At 47.2% G+C, this 14,369-nt stretch carries 12 protein-coding genes; 6 read left to right on the top strand and 6 right to left on the bottom strand.

What is annotated here, in order from left to right; all coding sequences use genetic code 11:
• Window positions 1–35 precede the first annotated feature (35 nt).
• Window positions 36–449, top strand: a complete 414-nt coding sequence (locus tag IX95_RS00060; protein ID WP_021457724.1) for a c-type cytochrome — start codon at window positions 36–38, stop codon at window positions 447–449.
• Between the two features lie 77 nt (window positions 450–526).
• Here the strand turns inward: IX95_RS00060 and rep are convergent, their stop codons facing one another.
• Window positions 527–2,545, bottom strand: coding sequence for a DNA helicase Rep (gene rep, locus IX95_RS00055; RefSeq protein WP_038155806.1), 2,019 nt, complete (start codon window positions 2,543–2,545; stop codon window positions 527–529).
• A gap of 199 nt (window positions 2,546–2,744) precedes the next feature.
• Here rep and IX95_RS00050 point away from each other — a divergent pair, with 199 nt between their 5' ends.
• From IX95_RS00050 to ubiK, 4 genes are all read left to right on the top strand, one after another.
• Window positions 2,745–3,326, top strand: coding sequence for a TetR/AcrR family transcriptional regulator (locus IX95_RS00050; protein ID WP_029236302.1), 582 nt, complete (start codon window positions 2,745–2,747; stop codon window positions 3,324–3,326).
• An 18-nt stretch (window positions 3,327–3,344) separates the two neighbouring features.
• Window positions 3,345–4,451 carry an efflux RND transporter periplasmic adaptor subunit gene (locus IX95_RS00045; RefSeq protein WP_019277652.1) on the top strand — a complete coding sequence of 369 codons (1,107 nt, stop codon included), beginning with the start codon at window positions 3,345–3,347 and terminating at the stop codon, window positions 4,449–4,451.
• An 11-nt stretch (window positions 4,452–4,462) separates the two neighbouring features.
• Window positions 4,463–7,585 (top strand): multidrug efflux RND transporter permease subunit, encoded by a 3,123-nt coding sequence (locus IX95_RS00040; protein ID WP_006957595.1) that lies wholly within the window; start codon window positions 4,463–4,465, stop codon window positions 7,583–7,585.
• Window positions 7,586–7,733: 148 nt separating this feature from the next.
• A complete protein-coding gene (ubiK, locus tag IX95_RS00035; protein WP_006957593.1) occupies window positions 7,734–7,985 on the top strand; it encodes a ubiquinone biosynthesis accessory factor UbiK in 252 nt (83 codons plus the stop codon).
• Between the two features lie 328 nt (window positions 7,986–8,313).
• Here ubiK and ilvC read toward each other — a convergent pair whose 3' ends face one another.
• Window positions 8,314–9,798: a ketol-acid reductoisomerase gene (ilvC, locus tag IX95_RS00030; RefSeq protein WP_038155804.1), complete on the bottom strand. Its 1,485-nt coding sequence runs from the start codon at window positions 9,796–9,798 to the stop codon at window positions 8,314–8,316.
• 145 nt (window positions 9,799–9,943) lie between these two features.
• On the opposite strand from ilvC, the gene ilvY reads away from it, so the two are divergent.
• Window positions 9,944–10,834: an HTH-type transcriptional activator IlvY gene (gene ilvY, locus IX95_RS00025; RefSeq protein WP_038155803.1), complete on the top strand. Its 891-nt coding sequence runs from the start codon at window positions 9,944–9,946 to the stop codon at window positions 10,832–10,834.
• 77 nt (window positions 10,835–10,911) lie between these two features.
• On the opposite strand, the gene hemN is transcribed toward ilvY, so the two are convergent.
• From hemN to IX95_RS00005, 4 genes are all read right to left on the bottom strand, one after another.
• Window positions 10,912–12,300: an oxygen-independent coproporphyrinogen III oxidase gene (hemN, locus tag IX95_RS00020; protein WP_038155801.1), complete on the bottom strand. Its 1,389-nt coding sequence runs from the start codon at window positions 12,298–12,300 to the stop codon at window positions 10,912–10,914.
• A gap of 185 nt (window positions 12,301–12,485) precedes the next feature.
• Window positions 12,486–12,974 carry a DUF2489 domain-containing protein gene (locus tag IX95_RS00015; protein ID WP_006957586.1) on the bottom strand — a complete coding sequence of 163 codons (489 nt, stop codon included), beginning with the start codon at window positions 12,972–12,974 and terminating at the stop codon, window positions 12,486–12,488.
• Between the two features lie 8 nt (window positions 12,975–12,982).
• Window positions 12,983–13,540, bottom strand: a complete 558-nt coding sequence (gene yihI, locus IX95_RS00010; protein WP_038155799.1) for a Der GTPase-activating protein YihI — start codon at window positions 13,538–13,540, stop codon at window positions 12,983–12,985.
• Window positions 13,540–14,178 carry a class I SAM-dependent methyltransferase gene (locus IX95_RS00005; protein ID WP_038155798.1) on the bottom strand — a complete coding sequence of 213 codons (639 nt, stop codon included), beginning with the start codon at window positions 14,176–14,178 and terminating at the stop codon, window positions 13,540–13,542. The genes yihI and IX95_RS00005 overlap by 1 nt, the downstream gene beginning before the upstream one ends.
• Window positions 14,179–14,369: the final 191 nt, after the last annotated feature.

Raw genomic sequence — 14,369 nt, 5'->3', positions numbered from 1 at the left:
CACGAACTTACCTTCAGGAATGTAAAGTGAGTTTAATGGATATGTCTCGAAAAATCTTAACCGCTTTGGTCGCTGCGATCACTTTTTCTAGCGCCTCTTTTGCAGCTAATGTAAGCCAAGAAGAATACGATGCGATTGCAGAACGCATTAAACCTGTTGGTGGTGTTTATCTGGCAGGCGCAGAGCCAGTAAAAGCAGAGCCAACTGGCCCACGTGATGGTGCGACAGTATACGGCACATTCTGTATCGCTTGTCACGCATCAGGTGTAAGCGGCGCACCAAAAACTGGTGATGCTGGTGACTGGGGTCCTCGTATCGCACAAGGTAAAGACGTGCTGAAAGACCACGCAATTAACGGCTTCAACGCGATGCCAGCGAAAGGGTCTTGTATGGATTGTTCAGATGACGAAATCGTTGCTGCGATTGAGCACATGATTGCTGGTCTGTAATTCCACCTTTATATAGAAGAAGGGCTTGGTTTTTACCAAGCCCTTCTTTTTTGTCTGTGCGCCTTATAAAGTGGCAACTACTTCTTATTGAACATCGCACGAATATTAGCGATGTGAGCCTGCCCTTTGGCCATGCGCTCTTCTTGCGTCTGGGGCTTTTTATTCACTTCCCACTCCACATCATCAAATGGAAGCTCATCAAGGAAGCGACTCTGGGTCGGCTTTATCAACTCACCAAACTGGCGGCGCTCTTTACACATGGTAAAGGTTAACTCGCGCTGGGCTCGTGTGATCCCTACGTACATCAGACGGCGTTCTTCCTCGACATTATCTTCATCAATGCTGGTCTGGTGAGGTAAAATGCCCTCTTCCGAACCAATCAAGTAGACATAAGGAAACTCCAAACCTTTTGACGCATGTAAGGTCATCAGTTGCACCGCATCACTGTCATCATCTTCTTCACCCCGCTCCATCATGTCTCGCAGTGTCAGACGTTGAACCACCTCTTTAATGGTCTTTTCTTCCTGATCATAATTGTCCCCTTCTAGGTCAGCCACAATCCAAGAATACAGGTCCGAGACGTTTTTCATCCGCATTTCTGCTGCTTTTGGGCTCGCAGAGGTTTCATATAGCCAGTCTTCGTAGTTGATGTCCCGCACCAATGAACGCACCGCTTCTACAGTGTCTCCTCGCTCAGCCTGATCGGCAATCTTGACTAACCACTGGCTAAAGCGGCGCAAATTTTCTAACCCACGACCGGACAGATGCTGCTCCAGTCCAATCTCAAAACTACACTCAAACAGGCTCTTGCCGCGCATATTGGCGTAACTGCCCAGTTTTTCCAAGGTTACTGGGCCAATCTCACGCCGTGGCGTGTTCACAATACGCAAAAATGCATTGTCATCATCCGGGTTCACCAACACACGTAAATACGCCATGATGTCTTTGATTTCAGCACGAGCAAAAAACGAAGTGCCGCCAGAGAGCTTGTAAGGCACTCGGTTTTGCATCAGAGATTTTTCAATCAGACGAGACTGATGGTTACCACGATATAAGATAGCGTAATCGCGGTAATCAGTACGATTGAGGAACTTATGGGCGATCAGCTCACCCGTCACTCGCTCCGCTTCATGTTCTTCATCTTTCGCCAGCAACACTTTGAGCTTTTCGCCATCGGGGATTTCAGAAAACAGCGACTTCTCATACACGTGCGGGTTGTTGGCAATTAAAATATTGGCAGCGCGCAGAATTCGGCTGGTAGAACGATAGTTTTGCTCCAGCTTTATCAAACGAAGACTTGGGTAATCTTCACCCAATAACACTAAGTTCTGTGGTTTCGCACCACGCCAAGAATAGATTGACTGGTCATCATCTCCTACCACCGTCAGGCGACCCCGCTCGCCAACAATCAGTTTGACCAACTCGTACTGACTGGTGTTGGTATCCTGATACTCATCGACCAATAAATAGCGAATACGATTCTGCCAACGCTGACGGACTTCTTCATTGGTACGTAGCAGCAGAACCGGTAAAGCGATCAAGTCATCAAAGTCGAGCGCATTGTAGGCTTTCATCTGTTTCTGATACATATCGAAACAGAAGGCAAACAGTTGCTGCTGTTCCCCTTGAGCATATGCTTTCGCCTGCTCCGGAGTCAGCATGTCATTTTTCCAGTTGGAAATGGTACTGAGTAGCTGGCGTAGTAAATCTTTATCGCCATCGAGCTGTTTCTCAGTCAGCTCTTTCAATAGTGCAAGCTGGTCTTGGTCGTCAAACAGAGAAAAACCTGACTTTAACCCCAAAGCCTTGTATTCACGTTTAATAATGTTGAGACCTAAGGTGTGGAACGTCGATACCATCAAGCCTTTCGATTCGTTCTTACCTAACGTCTGGCTGACACGCTCTTTCATTTCACGTGCTGCTTTGTTGGTGAATGTTACCGCAGCAATATTGCGAGCTTTGTAACCGCACTGCTGAACCAAATACGCAATCTTATTGGTAATAACACGTGTTTTACCTGATCCCGCCCCCGCCAAGACCAGACATGGTCCCGATACGTACTTTACGGCTTCATCTTGATTGGGGTTCAGCTTCATAGGAGTCTCTGAGGTCAAAATCTTTGGCGCCTATAATAATGGTGCAATAGTTCGATTGCTATTTTTATCGTAGTGCACCAATTCCAGCTAAAATGATCTCATTGACTGTAAATTTACATAATTAACGAAATGTTTTATTGCACTAGTGTGCAGTTATTGGGCTATAATGAATGAACGTTCATTCATTGATAGTGAGACTATGTCTAGTAACACGGCAATAGATAAACACGAGCAGATCCTCACAGCTGCCGAAAAGCTGATTGCAGAGTCGGGTTTTCAAGGCCTGTCGATGCAAAAGCTGGCTAAAGAAGCTGGGGTGGCTGCTGGTACTATCTATCGTTATTTCTCAGATAAAGAGCATCTCCTGGATGAAGTACGTTTAAATGTCGCCGAACGGATTGCAACTGCCGTCCAAGCTGGCGTCAATGACGATATGCCCTTGAAAACACGCTATCGCACTATGTGGTTAAACATCTGGAACCTTGCAGGTTCCAATATGGAAACCCTGAGTAATCGCGTTCAATATGAATCTCTTCCCTGTGCAAATAAGCGAAAAACTCGGGAACTTGAGCGACAAATGTTTGCCCAAGTGGATCGGTTGTTTAATCAAGGAAAAGAGCAAGGGATTTTTAAACCTCTCGACAATGAGATTCTTTCAGGGCTGAGCTTTGAAGCCAGTGTTGCACTGGCCCGAAAACATGCTTTGGGATACTACCAGCTGGATGAAGCAGCCTTAGAAGCCGCAATCGAAGCTAGCTGGGATGCAATAATTCAACACTAACTTGGAGTTCTGATCAGAATGAAAAAGTGGACTTTCTTTATGTTGCTTATCGCAATACTACTATTTGGTAGCGTGATAGGCTTCAATCTAATCAAGCAACAGAAGATAGCCGAATATTTGGCTAATCGCCCAGAGCCTGAGTTTCCGGTGACCGTAACGGAAGTGAAGCCTGTTGATTGGGTACCTGTGATCGAAGCGATCGGTTTCATCGAACCGAACCAAGGTGTCACAGTTGCCAATGAAACAGCGGGTGTGATTGATAAAATTACTTTCGACTCAGGTACTGCCGTTGAAGAAGGTCAGCCTCTTGTTCTACTTGACTCTGAAGTGGAAAAAGCAGACCTGAAGAGCTCTCAGGCGAAGCTGCCGGCAGCTCAGGCTAAATATAAGCGTTACCAAGGCCTGTACAAAAAAGGGTCTGTATCGAAAGAAGCATTTGATGACGCCGAAGCAAGCTATTTCTCGCTTAAAGCGGATATCGAAAGCTTAAAGGCGACCATCGACCGCCGTGAAATCAAAGCTCCTTTCGCAGGCGTAGTTGGTATTCGTAATGTTTACCTAGGTCAATACTTGCAAGCAGGTACGGACATTGTTCGCCTGGAAGATACTAGTGTTATGCGCTTGCGCTTCACTGTGCCTCAGACTGACATCTCACGCATCAAGCTAGGTCAGCAAGTTGATATCTTCGTTGACGCTTACCCTGAAACACCATTTGAAGGCTCAATCACCGCGATTGAACCAGCAGTTAACATCCAAAGTGGTCTGATTCAGGTTCAAGCTGATATTCCAAACAGCGATGGCAAGCTACGCAGCGGTATGTTCGCTCGTGCCAATATCATTCTGCCAACGCTGGACAATCAGGTGACTCTGCCACAAACCGCTATTACCTTCACGCTCTACGGTGACAATGTTTACATCATCTCTGAAGAGAACGGTGAAAAGCGTGTTAAGCAGCACGTGGTTAAAGTTGGTGAACGCGTGAAAGACATTGCTCACATCCTAGATGGTGTTAAGCCTGGTGATGTAGTAGTGACATCTGGTCAGGTTCGCCTGAGCAATGACGCGAAAGTTCGTGTAGTAGAAAGCGATGCAACTACTCCACCAGCTGAAACACCAATGCTGTAATTGGAGGCCTCATGCGCTTTACTGATGTTTTTATTAAACGTCCAGTTTTAGCGGTATCGATCAGCTTTTTGATCGCCCTGCTTGGTTTGCAAGCGGTGTTCAAGATGCAGGTTCGAGAATACCCTGAAATGACAAACACGGTAGTAACGGTAACCACCAGTTACTACGGCGCCAGTGCCGACCTTATCCAGGGCTTTATTACCCAACCTCTGGAACAGGCTGTGGCTCAGGCCGACAATATTGATTACATGACATCATCGTCGGTACTCGGTACATCGACCATTACCGTTAACATGAAGTTGAACACTGACCCGAATGCAGCCCTGTCTGACATTCTGGCTAAGACCAACTCGGTTCGATCTCAGCTTCCAAAAGAAGCCGAAGACCCAACCGTGACCATGTCAACGGGTTCTACAACCGCGGTTCTCTACATCGGCTTTACCAGTGATGAACTTTCATCAAGCCAGATCACAGACTACCTAGAGCGTGTAATCAACCCGCAGCTGTTCACTGTTAATGGTGTCTCTAAGGTTGACCTCTACGGTGGTATGAAATACGCACTGCGTATTTGGCTAGACCCTGCCAAAATGGCAGCACTGGGCAAAACCGCTACTGACGTCATGAACGTGCTCAATGCCAACAACTACCAGTCAGCGGCTGGTCAGGCTGTGGGCGAATTCGTTCTGTATAACGGTAGCGCTGATACTCAGGTATCTAACGTCGAAGAGTTGAAGAACCTTGTTGTAAGCTCTGATGAAGGTGATGTCACTCGTCTGAGCGATATCGCGAAAGTGACGCTTGAGAAGAGCCACGATGTTTACCGTGCAAGTGCCAATGGTAAAGAAGCAGTCGTAGTTGCGATCAACGCGGCGCCAAGTGCGAACCCAATCAACATCGCAGCCGATGTCCTTGATCTGTTACCTCAACTAGAGCGTAACCTGCCAAGTAACATCGACATGAACGTGATGTATGACTCGACCATCGCCATCAATGAGTCGATCAACGAGGTTATTAAGACCATCGCTGAAGCGGCATTGATTGTATTGATCGTAATTACGCTGTTCCTCGGTTCTTTCCGTGCGGTTATGATTCCTATCGTTACCATTCCGCTATCTCTGATTGGTGTGGCAATGGTGATGCAGGCAATGGGCTTCTCATGGAACCTGATGACGCTACTGGCGATGGTATTGGCCATCGGTCTGGTGGTGGATGATGCGATCGTTGTTCTTGAGAACGTCGACCGACACATCAAACTGGGAGAGTCTCCTTTCCGTGCTGCGATTATCGGTACACGTGAAATCGCGGTTCCGGTTATCGCTATGACCCTGACACTGGGTGCGGTGTACGCGCCGATTGCCTTGATGGGTGGCATCACGGGTTCGCTATTTAAAGAGTTTGCCCTCACCCTCGCAGGTTCGGTATTCGTATCCGGTATCGTCGCTCTGACACTGTCGCCTATGATGTGTTCGAAAATGCTTAAGGCAAATGAAACGCCAAGTAAGTTCGAACAGAAGGTACATAGTGTATTGGATGGTATGACCAACCGTTACGAGCGAATGCTGGGTGCGGTCATGAAACACCGCCCTGTGGTGATTGGTTTCGCTATCATAGTGTTTGCCAGCTTGCCGATGCTGTTCAAGTTCATCCCAAGTGAACTGGCGCCGTCAGAAGATAAAGGCGTGGTCATGCTGATGGGTACGGCTCCATCGAATGCCAACCTCGACTTCATGCAAAACACCATGAACGACGTGAACCGAATTCTGTCTGATCAGCCAGAAGTAGCGTACGCACAGGTGTTTACTGGTGTACCTAACTCGAACCAGGCATTTGGTATCGCATCTATGGTGCCTTGGAGTGAGCGGGAAGCGAGCCAGTCTGAAGTTGCCAACCGCGTGACAGGTTTAGTCGGTCACGTCCCAGGCATGGCGGTAACGGCATTCCAGATGCCAGAGCTACCAGGTGCAGGTTCAGGCCTTCCGGTTCAATTCGTGATTACCACACCAAACGCATTCGAAAGCTTGTTCACTATCGCGACCGATATTCTTGGCGAAGTGAAGTCTAACCCGATGTTTGTTTATTCTGAGCTTGACCTGAACTACGACTCAGCGACAATGAAGATCAATATCGATAAGGACAAAGCGGGCGCGTATGGCGTAACAATGCAGGACATTGGTACCACGCTGAGCACTATGATGTCTGATGGCTACGTCAACCGAATTGACCTCAATGGTCGTTCGTACGAAGTGATCCCTCAGGTCGAGCGTAAATGGCGTCTTAACCCTGAATCGATGAACAACTACTACGTGCGTGCTGCAGACAACCGTGCGGTTCCACTGGGTAGCCTGATCACCATTGATGTTGTCGCTGAGCCACGCTCACTGCCACACTTCAACCAGCTGAATTCAGCTACCATTGGTGCTGTAAATGCACCAGGCACAGCCATGGGTGATGCTGTAAACTGGCTCGAAAGTATTGCGACTGAAAAACTGCCAAACGGTTACAACCATGATTACATGGGTGAAGCTCGTCAGTATGTGACAGAAGGTAGCGCACTGTACGCAACATTTGGTCTGGCACTGGCGATCATCTTCTTGGTTCTGGCGATTCAGTTTGAATCTCTCAAAGATCCAATCGTTATCATGGTTTCTGTACCGCTGGCGATCTGTGGTGCTTTGATAGCTCTGGCATGGGGCGCAGCCTCAATGAACATCTACTCTCAGGTCGGTCTGATCACCTTGGTTGGTTTGATTACCAAGCACGGTATCTTGATCTGTGAGGTTGCCAAAGAAGAGCAGCTACACAACAAACTCGGTAAGACAGAAGCAGTCATGGAAGCGGCGAAAGTTCGTCTTCGTCCTATCCTGATGACGACTGCGGCGATGATTGCAGGTCTGATCCCACTGATGTACGCAACGGGCGCAGGTGCCGCTCAGCGCTTCAGTATCGGTATTGTTATCGTTGCTGGTCTGGCGATTGGTACCCTGTTTACCCTGTTCGTACTGCCGGTTATCTACAGCTACCTAGCTGAGAAACACAAGCCACTACCAGTGTTTGTTGAAGACAAAGACTTGGAAAAGCTGGCCCGTGTTGACGAAGCAAAAGCGGCGCAACGTCAGTTATCTGACAACAGCTAAACTCAACGTTTGCCAAAAGGCCACTTCGGTGGCCTTTTTTATTGGTTTCGATTTGCCACTAGCCGCTTCGAATTTTTACTATCGAAGTAGCGACTTTCCGGTACCAATTACATAGAATACAAACAATAGAGACAGGAGTTTTCGTCACATGTTTGACCCAAAGAAACTAGAGCAAATTGCTAAACAGATACATGATTCAATGCCAGCACCGGTTAAAGAACTTGGTGCAGACGTTGATCAGAAAGTTCGCCAAGTCATCCAAGGCCAGCTGAATAAGCTGGATGTCGTTAGCCGTGAAGAGTTTGATGTGCAAACTCAAGTGCTGCTACGTACTCGCCAAAAGCTGACCGAAATGGAGCAGAAGCTGGCTGAGCTGGAAGAGAAGCTGGCAGACAAATAAACGCTTTATACAAGCGATAAGGTTCAAGGGTTGGCGTACTGCGTCAGCCCTTTTCTTTTGCTGACTCAATAACCACAGCAGACGCTAAGCTATACCTTCGGCTATTCCCCAGACACAAAAAAGCTTGGTCAACGGCGACCAAGCCTTTTCATTTAGATGTTGTGTTTATTTTGTATTTATTACTCCAGTCTGTCTGGAGTTTTTACTAATCTGCTATCTAGATTAGTGAATTACGTGGGATTAAGGCTTCATTTCTAGGAGAAGGCGCAAAATTTACGATAATAAAATAAGCACCTTGAACACCGAAATGGAGCCTTAAGACAAGTAATTAGCCGCCTACTGCGATACGCTTCATATCTGTCATGTAGCCACGTAGCTCTTCACCAATGTACTCTACTGGGTGGTTACGGATAGTTTCGTTCACAGCGATTAGCGTCGCGTTGTCAACTTGGTTAGATTCTTCACCTAGACCTTTACCGATAACGTCAGTGCCAATTGAAGGCATGAACTTCTCACGCAGTAGCGGAGTTGCTACGTTAGCGAATAGGTAGTTACCGTATTCAGCTGTATCAGAGATAACAACGTTCATTTCGTACAGACGCTTACGTGCTACTGTGTTTGCGATTAGTGGTAGCTCGTGTAGTGACTCGTAGTACGCTGACTCATCAATGATGCCTGATGCTGTCATTGCTTCAAATGCTAGCTCAACACCAGCGCGAACCATTGCAACCATTAAGATACCGTTGTCGAAGTACTCTTGCTCTGAGATCTCAACGTCACCTACTGGGTAGTTTTCAAATGCTGTTTCACCTGTTTCTGCGCGCCAGCCTAGTAGGTTCGCATCGTCGTTTGCCCAGTCAGCCATCATAGTGCTAGAGAAATGGCCTGTGATTACGTCATCCATGTGCTTGTTGTACAGTGGACGCATCAACTCTTTCAGCTCTTCAGAAAGCTCGAACGCTTTGATTTTAGCTGGGTTTGATAGGCGATCCATCATGTGTGTGATGCCACCAAACTTCAGTGCTTCTGTGATGGTCTCCCAACCGTACTGGATAAGTTTACCTGCGTAGCTTGGGTCAATACCTTCAGCAACCATCTTCTCGTAAGAAACGATTGAACCAGCTTGTAGCATGCCACATAGGATAGTTTGCTCACCCACTAGGTCAGATTTCACTTCAGCAACGAATGAAGACTCTAGACAACCCGCGCGGTGACCACCAGTACCAGCAGCCCAAGCTTTGGCGATATCCCAACCTTCACCTTTTGGATCGTTCTCTGGGTGAACCGCGATTAGTGTAGGAACACCGAAGCCACGCTTGTACTCTTCACGTACTTCTGTACCTGGACACTTAGGTGCAACCATCACGACTGTTAGGTCTTTACGAATCTGCATACCTTCTTCAACAATGTTGAAACCGTGTGAGTAACCTAGTGCTGCGCCTTCTTTCATTAGCGGCATTACCGTCTCAACCACGTTCGTGTGCTGCTTGTCTGGCGTTAGGTTAACCACTAGGTCAGCTTGAGGGATAAGCGTCTCGTAGCTACCTACTTCAAAACCATTTTCTTTCGCGTTTTTGAACGACTGACGCTGTTCATCAATCGCTGCCTGACGCAGTGCGTAAGCCACATCAAGACCTGAGTCACGCATGTTTAGGCCTTGGTTAAGACCTTGTGCACCACAACCAACGATAACGACTTTCTTACCTTTTAGGTAATCCGCTTCAGTTGCGAATTCACTGCGGTCCATAAAGCGACAACGGCCAAGCTGATCTAGCTGCTCACGTAGGTTTAATGTATTGAAATAGTTAGCCATGTTAGGGCTCTCCTTTGAGAATTTATCCGTTTGGGTCGGTGTTTCATTACCGAATGCATCGATACTAAAACAGACATTGGGTTGCTTAAAGTGATATATTCACAATTAGTTATTGCAAAAAATGCAACAAGGAAACACCTATTTCATGAACATTAAAAGTCTGCAATTGTTCATTCATCTGTGTGATAGTAAAAGCTTCGCTAAAACTGCGTCCGCCATGCACGTCAGCCCTTCTGCGCTCAGCCGTCAGGTGCAAAAGCTGGAAGCCGAAACCGGGCAAGAGTTGTTTGTGCGAGACAACCGCAGCGTTGAGCTGACCCCTGCGGCAAAAAAACTCTTGCCAGTGGCATTAAAGATTCTCGGTGAGTGGCAAAACTTGAATGCGCAGCTTCAAGGACACGAAGAAGAGTTAAAAGGCGAGATACGCCTGTTTTGCTCGGTGACCGCCAGTTACAGCCACCTGCCTGAGCTACTCTCGGAATTTCGTTTGCAGCACCCATTTATCGAGTTCAAGCTCTCAACCGGTGACCCGGCTCAGGCAATAAACAAAGTACTCAATGATGAAGTAGATGTCGCAATCTCCGCTCAACCGGAAGCACTGCCAGCCAAGCTCAAATTCGAAACCATCAGCGAGATCCCTCTGTCTGTGATTGCCCCTGTCGGAGTCAGTCACTTCTCTGAAGAGCTACAAAAGGATAAGCCCAATTGGTCGTCCATTCCTTTTATTGTGCCTGAATCAGGTACCGCACGAGACCGCGCTAATACTTGGTTTAAGGCGATGAGAATCAAACCGAACATCTATGCGCAGGTGTCAGGGCATGAGGCTATTGTCAGTATGGTCGCGCTCGGCTGTGGTGTTGGGATCGCACCAGATGTGGTGATCAACAACAGCCCTGTCAAAGAGAAGATTCAACGGCTCAAAGTGGCGTCGATTAAACCCTTTAAGCTCGGAGTATGCTGCAAGCGATCGCAGCTGGATAACCCACTGGTTAAAGCCTTATGGGAAGTCGCTCAGGACGCCTATATCGCGCCCTAACTGGTGCCCCGCAGAAACAATAAAGCCACCGAAAACGGTGGCTTTTAAATTCATGCTTGTCGCAACAGCGACCGCTATTAGATCACTCGCGAGAATTGCTGCTGACGTGCCTTCGCTCGGAGGTATTTATCAAAACACATGCAGATATTGCGAATCAGTAGACGACCACGCAATGTCACTCGGATCTCTTTGTCATCCACTTCCACTAACTCATCATTAATAAAGGTTTGCAGCAGTTCGAGATCTTCTTTGAAGTAGTGATTAAATTCGACATTAAACTCTGTCTCGACTGACACTTTATCGAGTTTGAAGTTACAGATAAGCTGCTTGATGACTTCACGGCGCAGCAGATCATCGCCGTCCAAGGCGACCCCTTTCCACAGCGCATGGCGCTGCTCATTAACCTGGGCGTAGTACTTTTTCAGCTCTTTCTGATTCTGCGCATACGCATCACCAATCATAGAAATAGCAGAAACCCCAAAGCCAACCAAGTCACATTCACCTTGCGTAGTGTAGCCTTGGAAGTTGCGATGCAAGATGCCATTACGCTGAGCCACGGCTAATTCATCATCCGGCTGAGCAAAGTGGTCCATACCGATAAACTGATAGCCAGCGTTAGTCAGCGTTGCGATCGTATCCTGCAGGATAGCCATCTTTTCCTCGGCTTGTGGCAGGTCTTGGTCTTTAATCTTACGCTGAGCAGCAAACAGCTGCGGCATGTGCGCATAGTTAAAGATAGACAGACGACCCGGTTGCATCTCAAGCACCTGAGCCAACGTTTCAGCGAAACGTGCTTTGGTTTGTTTTGGTAGCCCGTAAATCAGGTCGAGATTGGTCGAACGGAAGCCAAGCTTTTTAGCACGCTCGACCATGGCAAAGATGAATTCTTCGTCCTGTTCACGATTGACCAGCTTCTGCACTTCTTTATTGAAATCCTGAACACCAATACTTAAGCGGTTAAAACCTTCTTCTCGCAAGTGATCAAGCATATCTAGCTCAATCTCACGCGGATCGACTTCAATACTGATTTCCGATTCAGCTTCAAAGATAAATTCAGCACGCAGAATGTTCATCAAACGGCTGATTTGGGCTTTGGTCAGAAATGTGGGTGTACCACCACCAAAATGCAACTGAGTCACCTTGCGCCCTTGCAGTAAGGAGGCACGTGTCAGAATTTCCTGCTCCAGAACATCGAGATATTCATCGGCTTTATGTGCGTGACGGGTGATGACCTTATTACAGCCACAGTAGTAGCAAAGCTTGTGGCAGAACGGAATATGGATGTAGAGCGACAGCGGACGCTCCGGATATTCAGTACAAGCCATGTCGTAATCGGCAATGGTAAACGCTTCATGAAATTCCAACGCGGTTGGGTAAGACGTATAACGCGGACCAGAATAGTTGTACTTATCGAGAATGGCTTGATCCCATACTATTTGTTGGCTTGCGACGACTTGCTGAGACATGGTGTTCTTCCGTTAATGCTATATTGCGTATCCGGTGTGATTAACCGTTATATTTTTGCGGGCTATTTTGCCACACGCGGAGGCTGGTCGCCGGGTGGCATAGCGCTTTTTGAGTAACAATAGTCAGAATTGATAACTCGATCACTCCCCATAAGTGTAAGTGATCGAGTGACTAAAGTATCAATCTAGATCATCTGAATGTTGATCTGGTTGTTTAAAGGTTGAACTTTTTTCTGCAGCAGTTTGAGCTCTTCGACAATCGCATCCTGAAGGCGCGACTCAGCTTTGTGGCGTTCCAGATTTTGCTTCATGCGCTCTTTCTTCGCCATTTGTTGGCGATCTTCACCGCGAGGCATATCTTTTACAATGTGGAAAAGCTCGGCTGTCGCCGGGAATTCCTTATCAAAATCAACACGGTCTTCACCCTGAACGTAGTCCATGATGTTGTAGACACGAATACTGATTTCCGATAAATCACACTGGCCCTGAATACCGGCCATACACAATATATGGACGTTTTCAAAGATGTTGGCGTTACGCTTTTCGATGGCCAGCTTCTTATGCTGTTCCTGCAATTCCTTTTGCTTCTTCAACTGGAGCAGAAGGTAACCTGCATAGGACGCTAAGCCGAGAACAATGACTCCACCAGCAATGGCTAACAAGGTTACGTTCATGAATCGCTTTACCCTTTAAACTGGTCCAAATCCAGATCTTCAAACTGCGACAGCAGCTCATCTTCTGATGAGGCTTTCTTACTCACCTTTTTCGCCACAGGAGTGCTTAGCTCTTCAACGACTTCTGGCTCTTCTTCCTCTTCATAGAGGCCAAGTTGCTTCATCAGAATTTCAATACGCGCCAATTTCTCATCGACGTATTTCTGTAGACCTGCACCTAGGCTTTCACCGTTATCAAGGCGATCAAGCAAGACATTCAGCTGAGCATCATTTTCCAGCATCTCTAGCTCTTGTTCTGCGTTGACTCGACGTTCTGCTTTAGTTGGCTTCTTCACCGCTTCAACCACAAGAGGAATTTTCTTCTTGCTTCCTAAACGTGGGTCGCGCTTTTGTCCAGCTGTCTGCTGTTTGTTTTGCTTCGCTTCAGAGTTACGACCGCCCGTCTTTAGACCTTTGCGTTTTTTCTCTTTCTTGCGCAGACGCCCTTCAACGTCTGATTCTGTGCGATTACGAACGACGATAACGTCGCCATTACCGCCCGATCTTACTTTCTTACTACGGCTCATTACTGGGCTTTCCTCAGTAAAATTACATCATTACCAATAAATTCAAGCTTGAGCTGATCCCGCTCTGCCAAGTACTTAAACGTATTGCGGCTAAAAAAGACCACATGCGTTGGGTCATTTTTATAATGCCATTTGGCAAACGCTTCGACATCAATGACCATCTTGGTCATCAGACCAATCCAGCCACCTGGCTTAACTAAATTCAACCATTGCTGCCATATCTGATCCGGATGATACAAGTGCTCTATCACCTCAGTGGCAGTCATAAAGTCATATGTACGATCTAGCACCTCAGTATTAGGGTGATAATAAAGGTCGTACAACGACACGTTGTGTCCCTGCTCCTGCAACATCAAAGAGAGTGTTGGTCCGGGGCCACAACCAAAATCTATTCCTGTTGAGCCTCGCTCAATACGTTCCAATATGGGGTCTGCAACCCGCGATAAAAAGGTACGATAGCCAGCATCATTTGGATCGTTCTCATGCAGATCGTAGTGGGCTTTTTCAGCCTTTGCATCCAATCTTTGCTCTGGATTAACAAACACCAGCTCACATTGCGCACATTGCAGATACTCACGACGCTTATCTTCAAAGTAATGCAGTGATTCCGGGTTATGGCAAAGTGGACAGTGGTGCATGATGACATCCTCAAACAGGGATGCGAAACATACCAGAAAGCAGCGAGAGTGTGGAGCACTATTGTGCAAATAATCATCGATTCAGCGAAATATTCCCTCTCCGACCAATAATCTTATCGATGGAATAAAGGAACCGTGCTGGCAGAAGATGGAGGTTGGTGGATTTCAGATGTAAAAATCCACCTGCATAG

Origin of the sequence: Vibrio sp. B183, from assembly GCF_000740665.1 — a bacterium.
GTDB lineage: Bacteria > Pseudomonadota > Gammaproteobacteria > Enterobacterales > Vibrionaceae > Vibrio > Vibrio coralliilyticus.
Note: the sequence above shows the minus strand (reverse complement) of the source record. Positions and strands in the feature narration are given on the sequence as shown.

Bases quoted from the DNA above. Each gene is read 5' to 3' on its own strand.
- ilvC (WP_038155804.1), bottom strand. From the start codon at position 9,798: ATGGCTAACTATTTCAATACATTAAACCTACGTGAGCAGCTAGATCAG.
- hemN (WP_038155801.1), bottom strand. From the start codon at position 12,300: ATGTCTCAGCAAGTCGTCGCAAGCCAACAAATAGTATGGGATCAAGCC.
- rep (WP_038155806.1), bottom strand. From the start codon at position 2,545: ATGAAGCTGAACCCCAATCAAGATGAAGCCGTAAAGTACGTATCGGGA.
- IX95_RS00005 (WP_038155798.1), bottom strand. From the start codon at position 14,178: ATGCACCACTGTCCACTTTGCCATAACCCGGAATCACTGCATTACTTT.
- yihI (WP_038155799.1), bottom strand. From the start codon at position 13,540: ATGAGCCGTAGTAAGAAAGTAAGATCGGGCGGTAATGGCGACGTTATC.
- IX95_RS00015 (WP_006957586.1), bottom strand. From the start codon at position 12,974: ATGAACGTAACCTTGTTAGCCATTGCTGGTGGAGTCATTGTTCTCGGC.
- ubiK (WP_006957593.1), top strand. From the start codon at position 7,734: ATGTTTGACCCAAAGAAACTAGAGCAAATTGCTAAACAGATACATGAT.
- IX95_RS00060 (WP_021457724.1), top strand. From the start codon at position 36: ATGGATATGTCTCGAAAAATCTTAACCGCTTTGGTCGCTGCGATCACT.
- ilvY (WP_038155803.1), top strand. From the start codon at position 9,944: ATGAACATTAAAAGTCTGCAATTGTTCATTCATCTGTGTGATAGTAAA.
- IX95_RS00040 (WP_006957595.1), top strand. From the start codon at position 4,463: ATGCGCTTTACTGATGTTTTTATTAAACGTCCAGTTTTAGCGGTATCG.
- IX95_RS00045 (WP_019277652.1), top strand. From the start codon at position 3,345: ATGAAAAAGTGGACTTTCTTTATGTTGCTTATCGCAATACTACTATTT.
- IX95_RS00050 (WP_029236302.1), top strand. From the start codon at position 2,745: ATGTCTAGTAACACGGCAATAGATAAACACGAGCAGATCCTCACAGCT.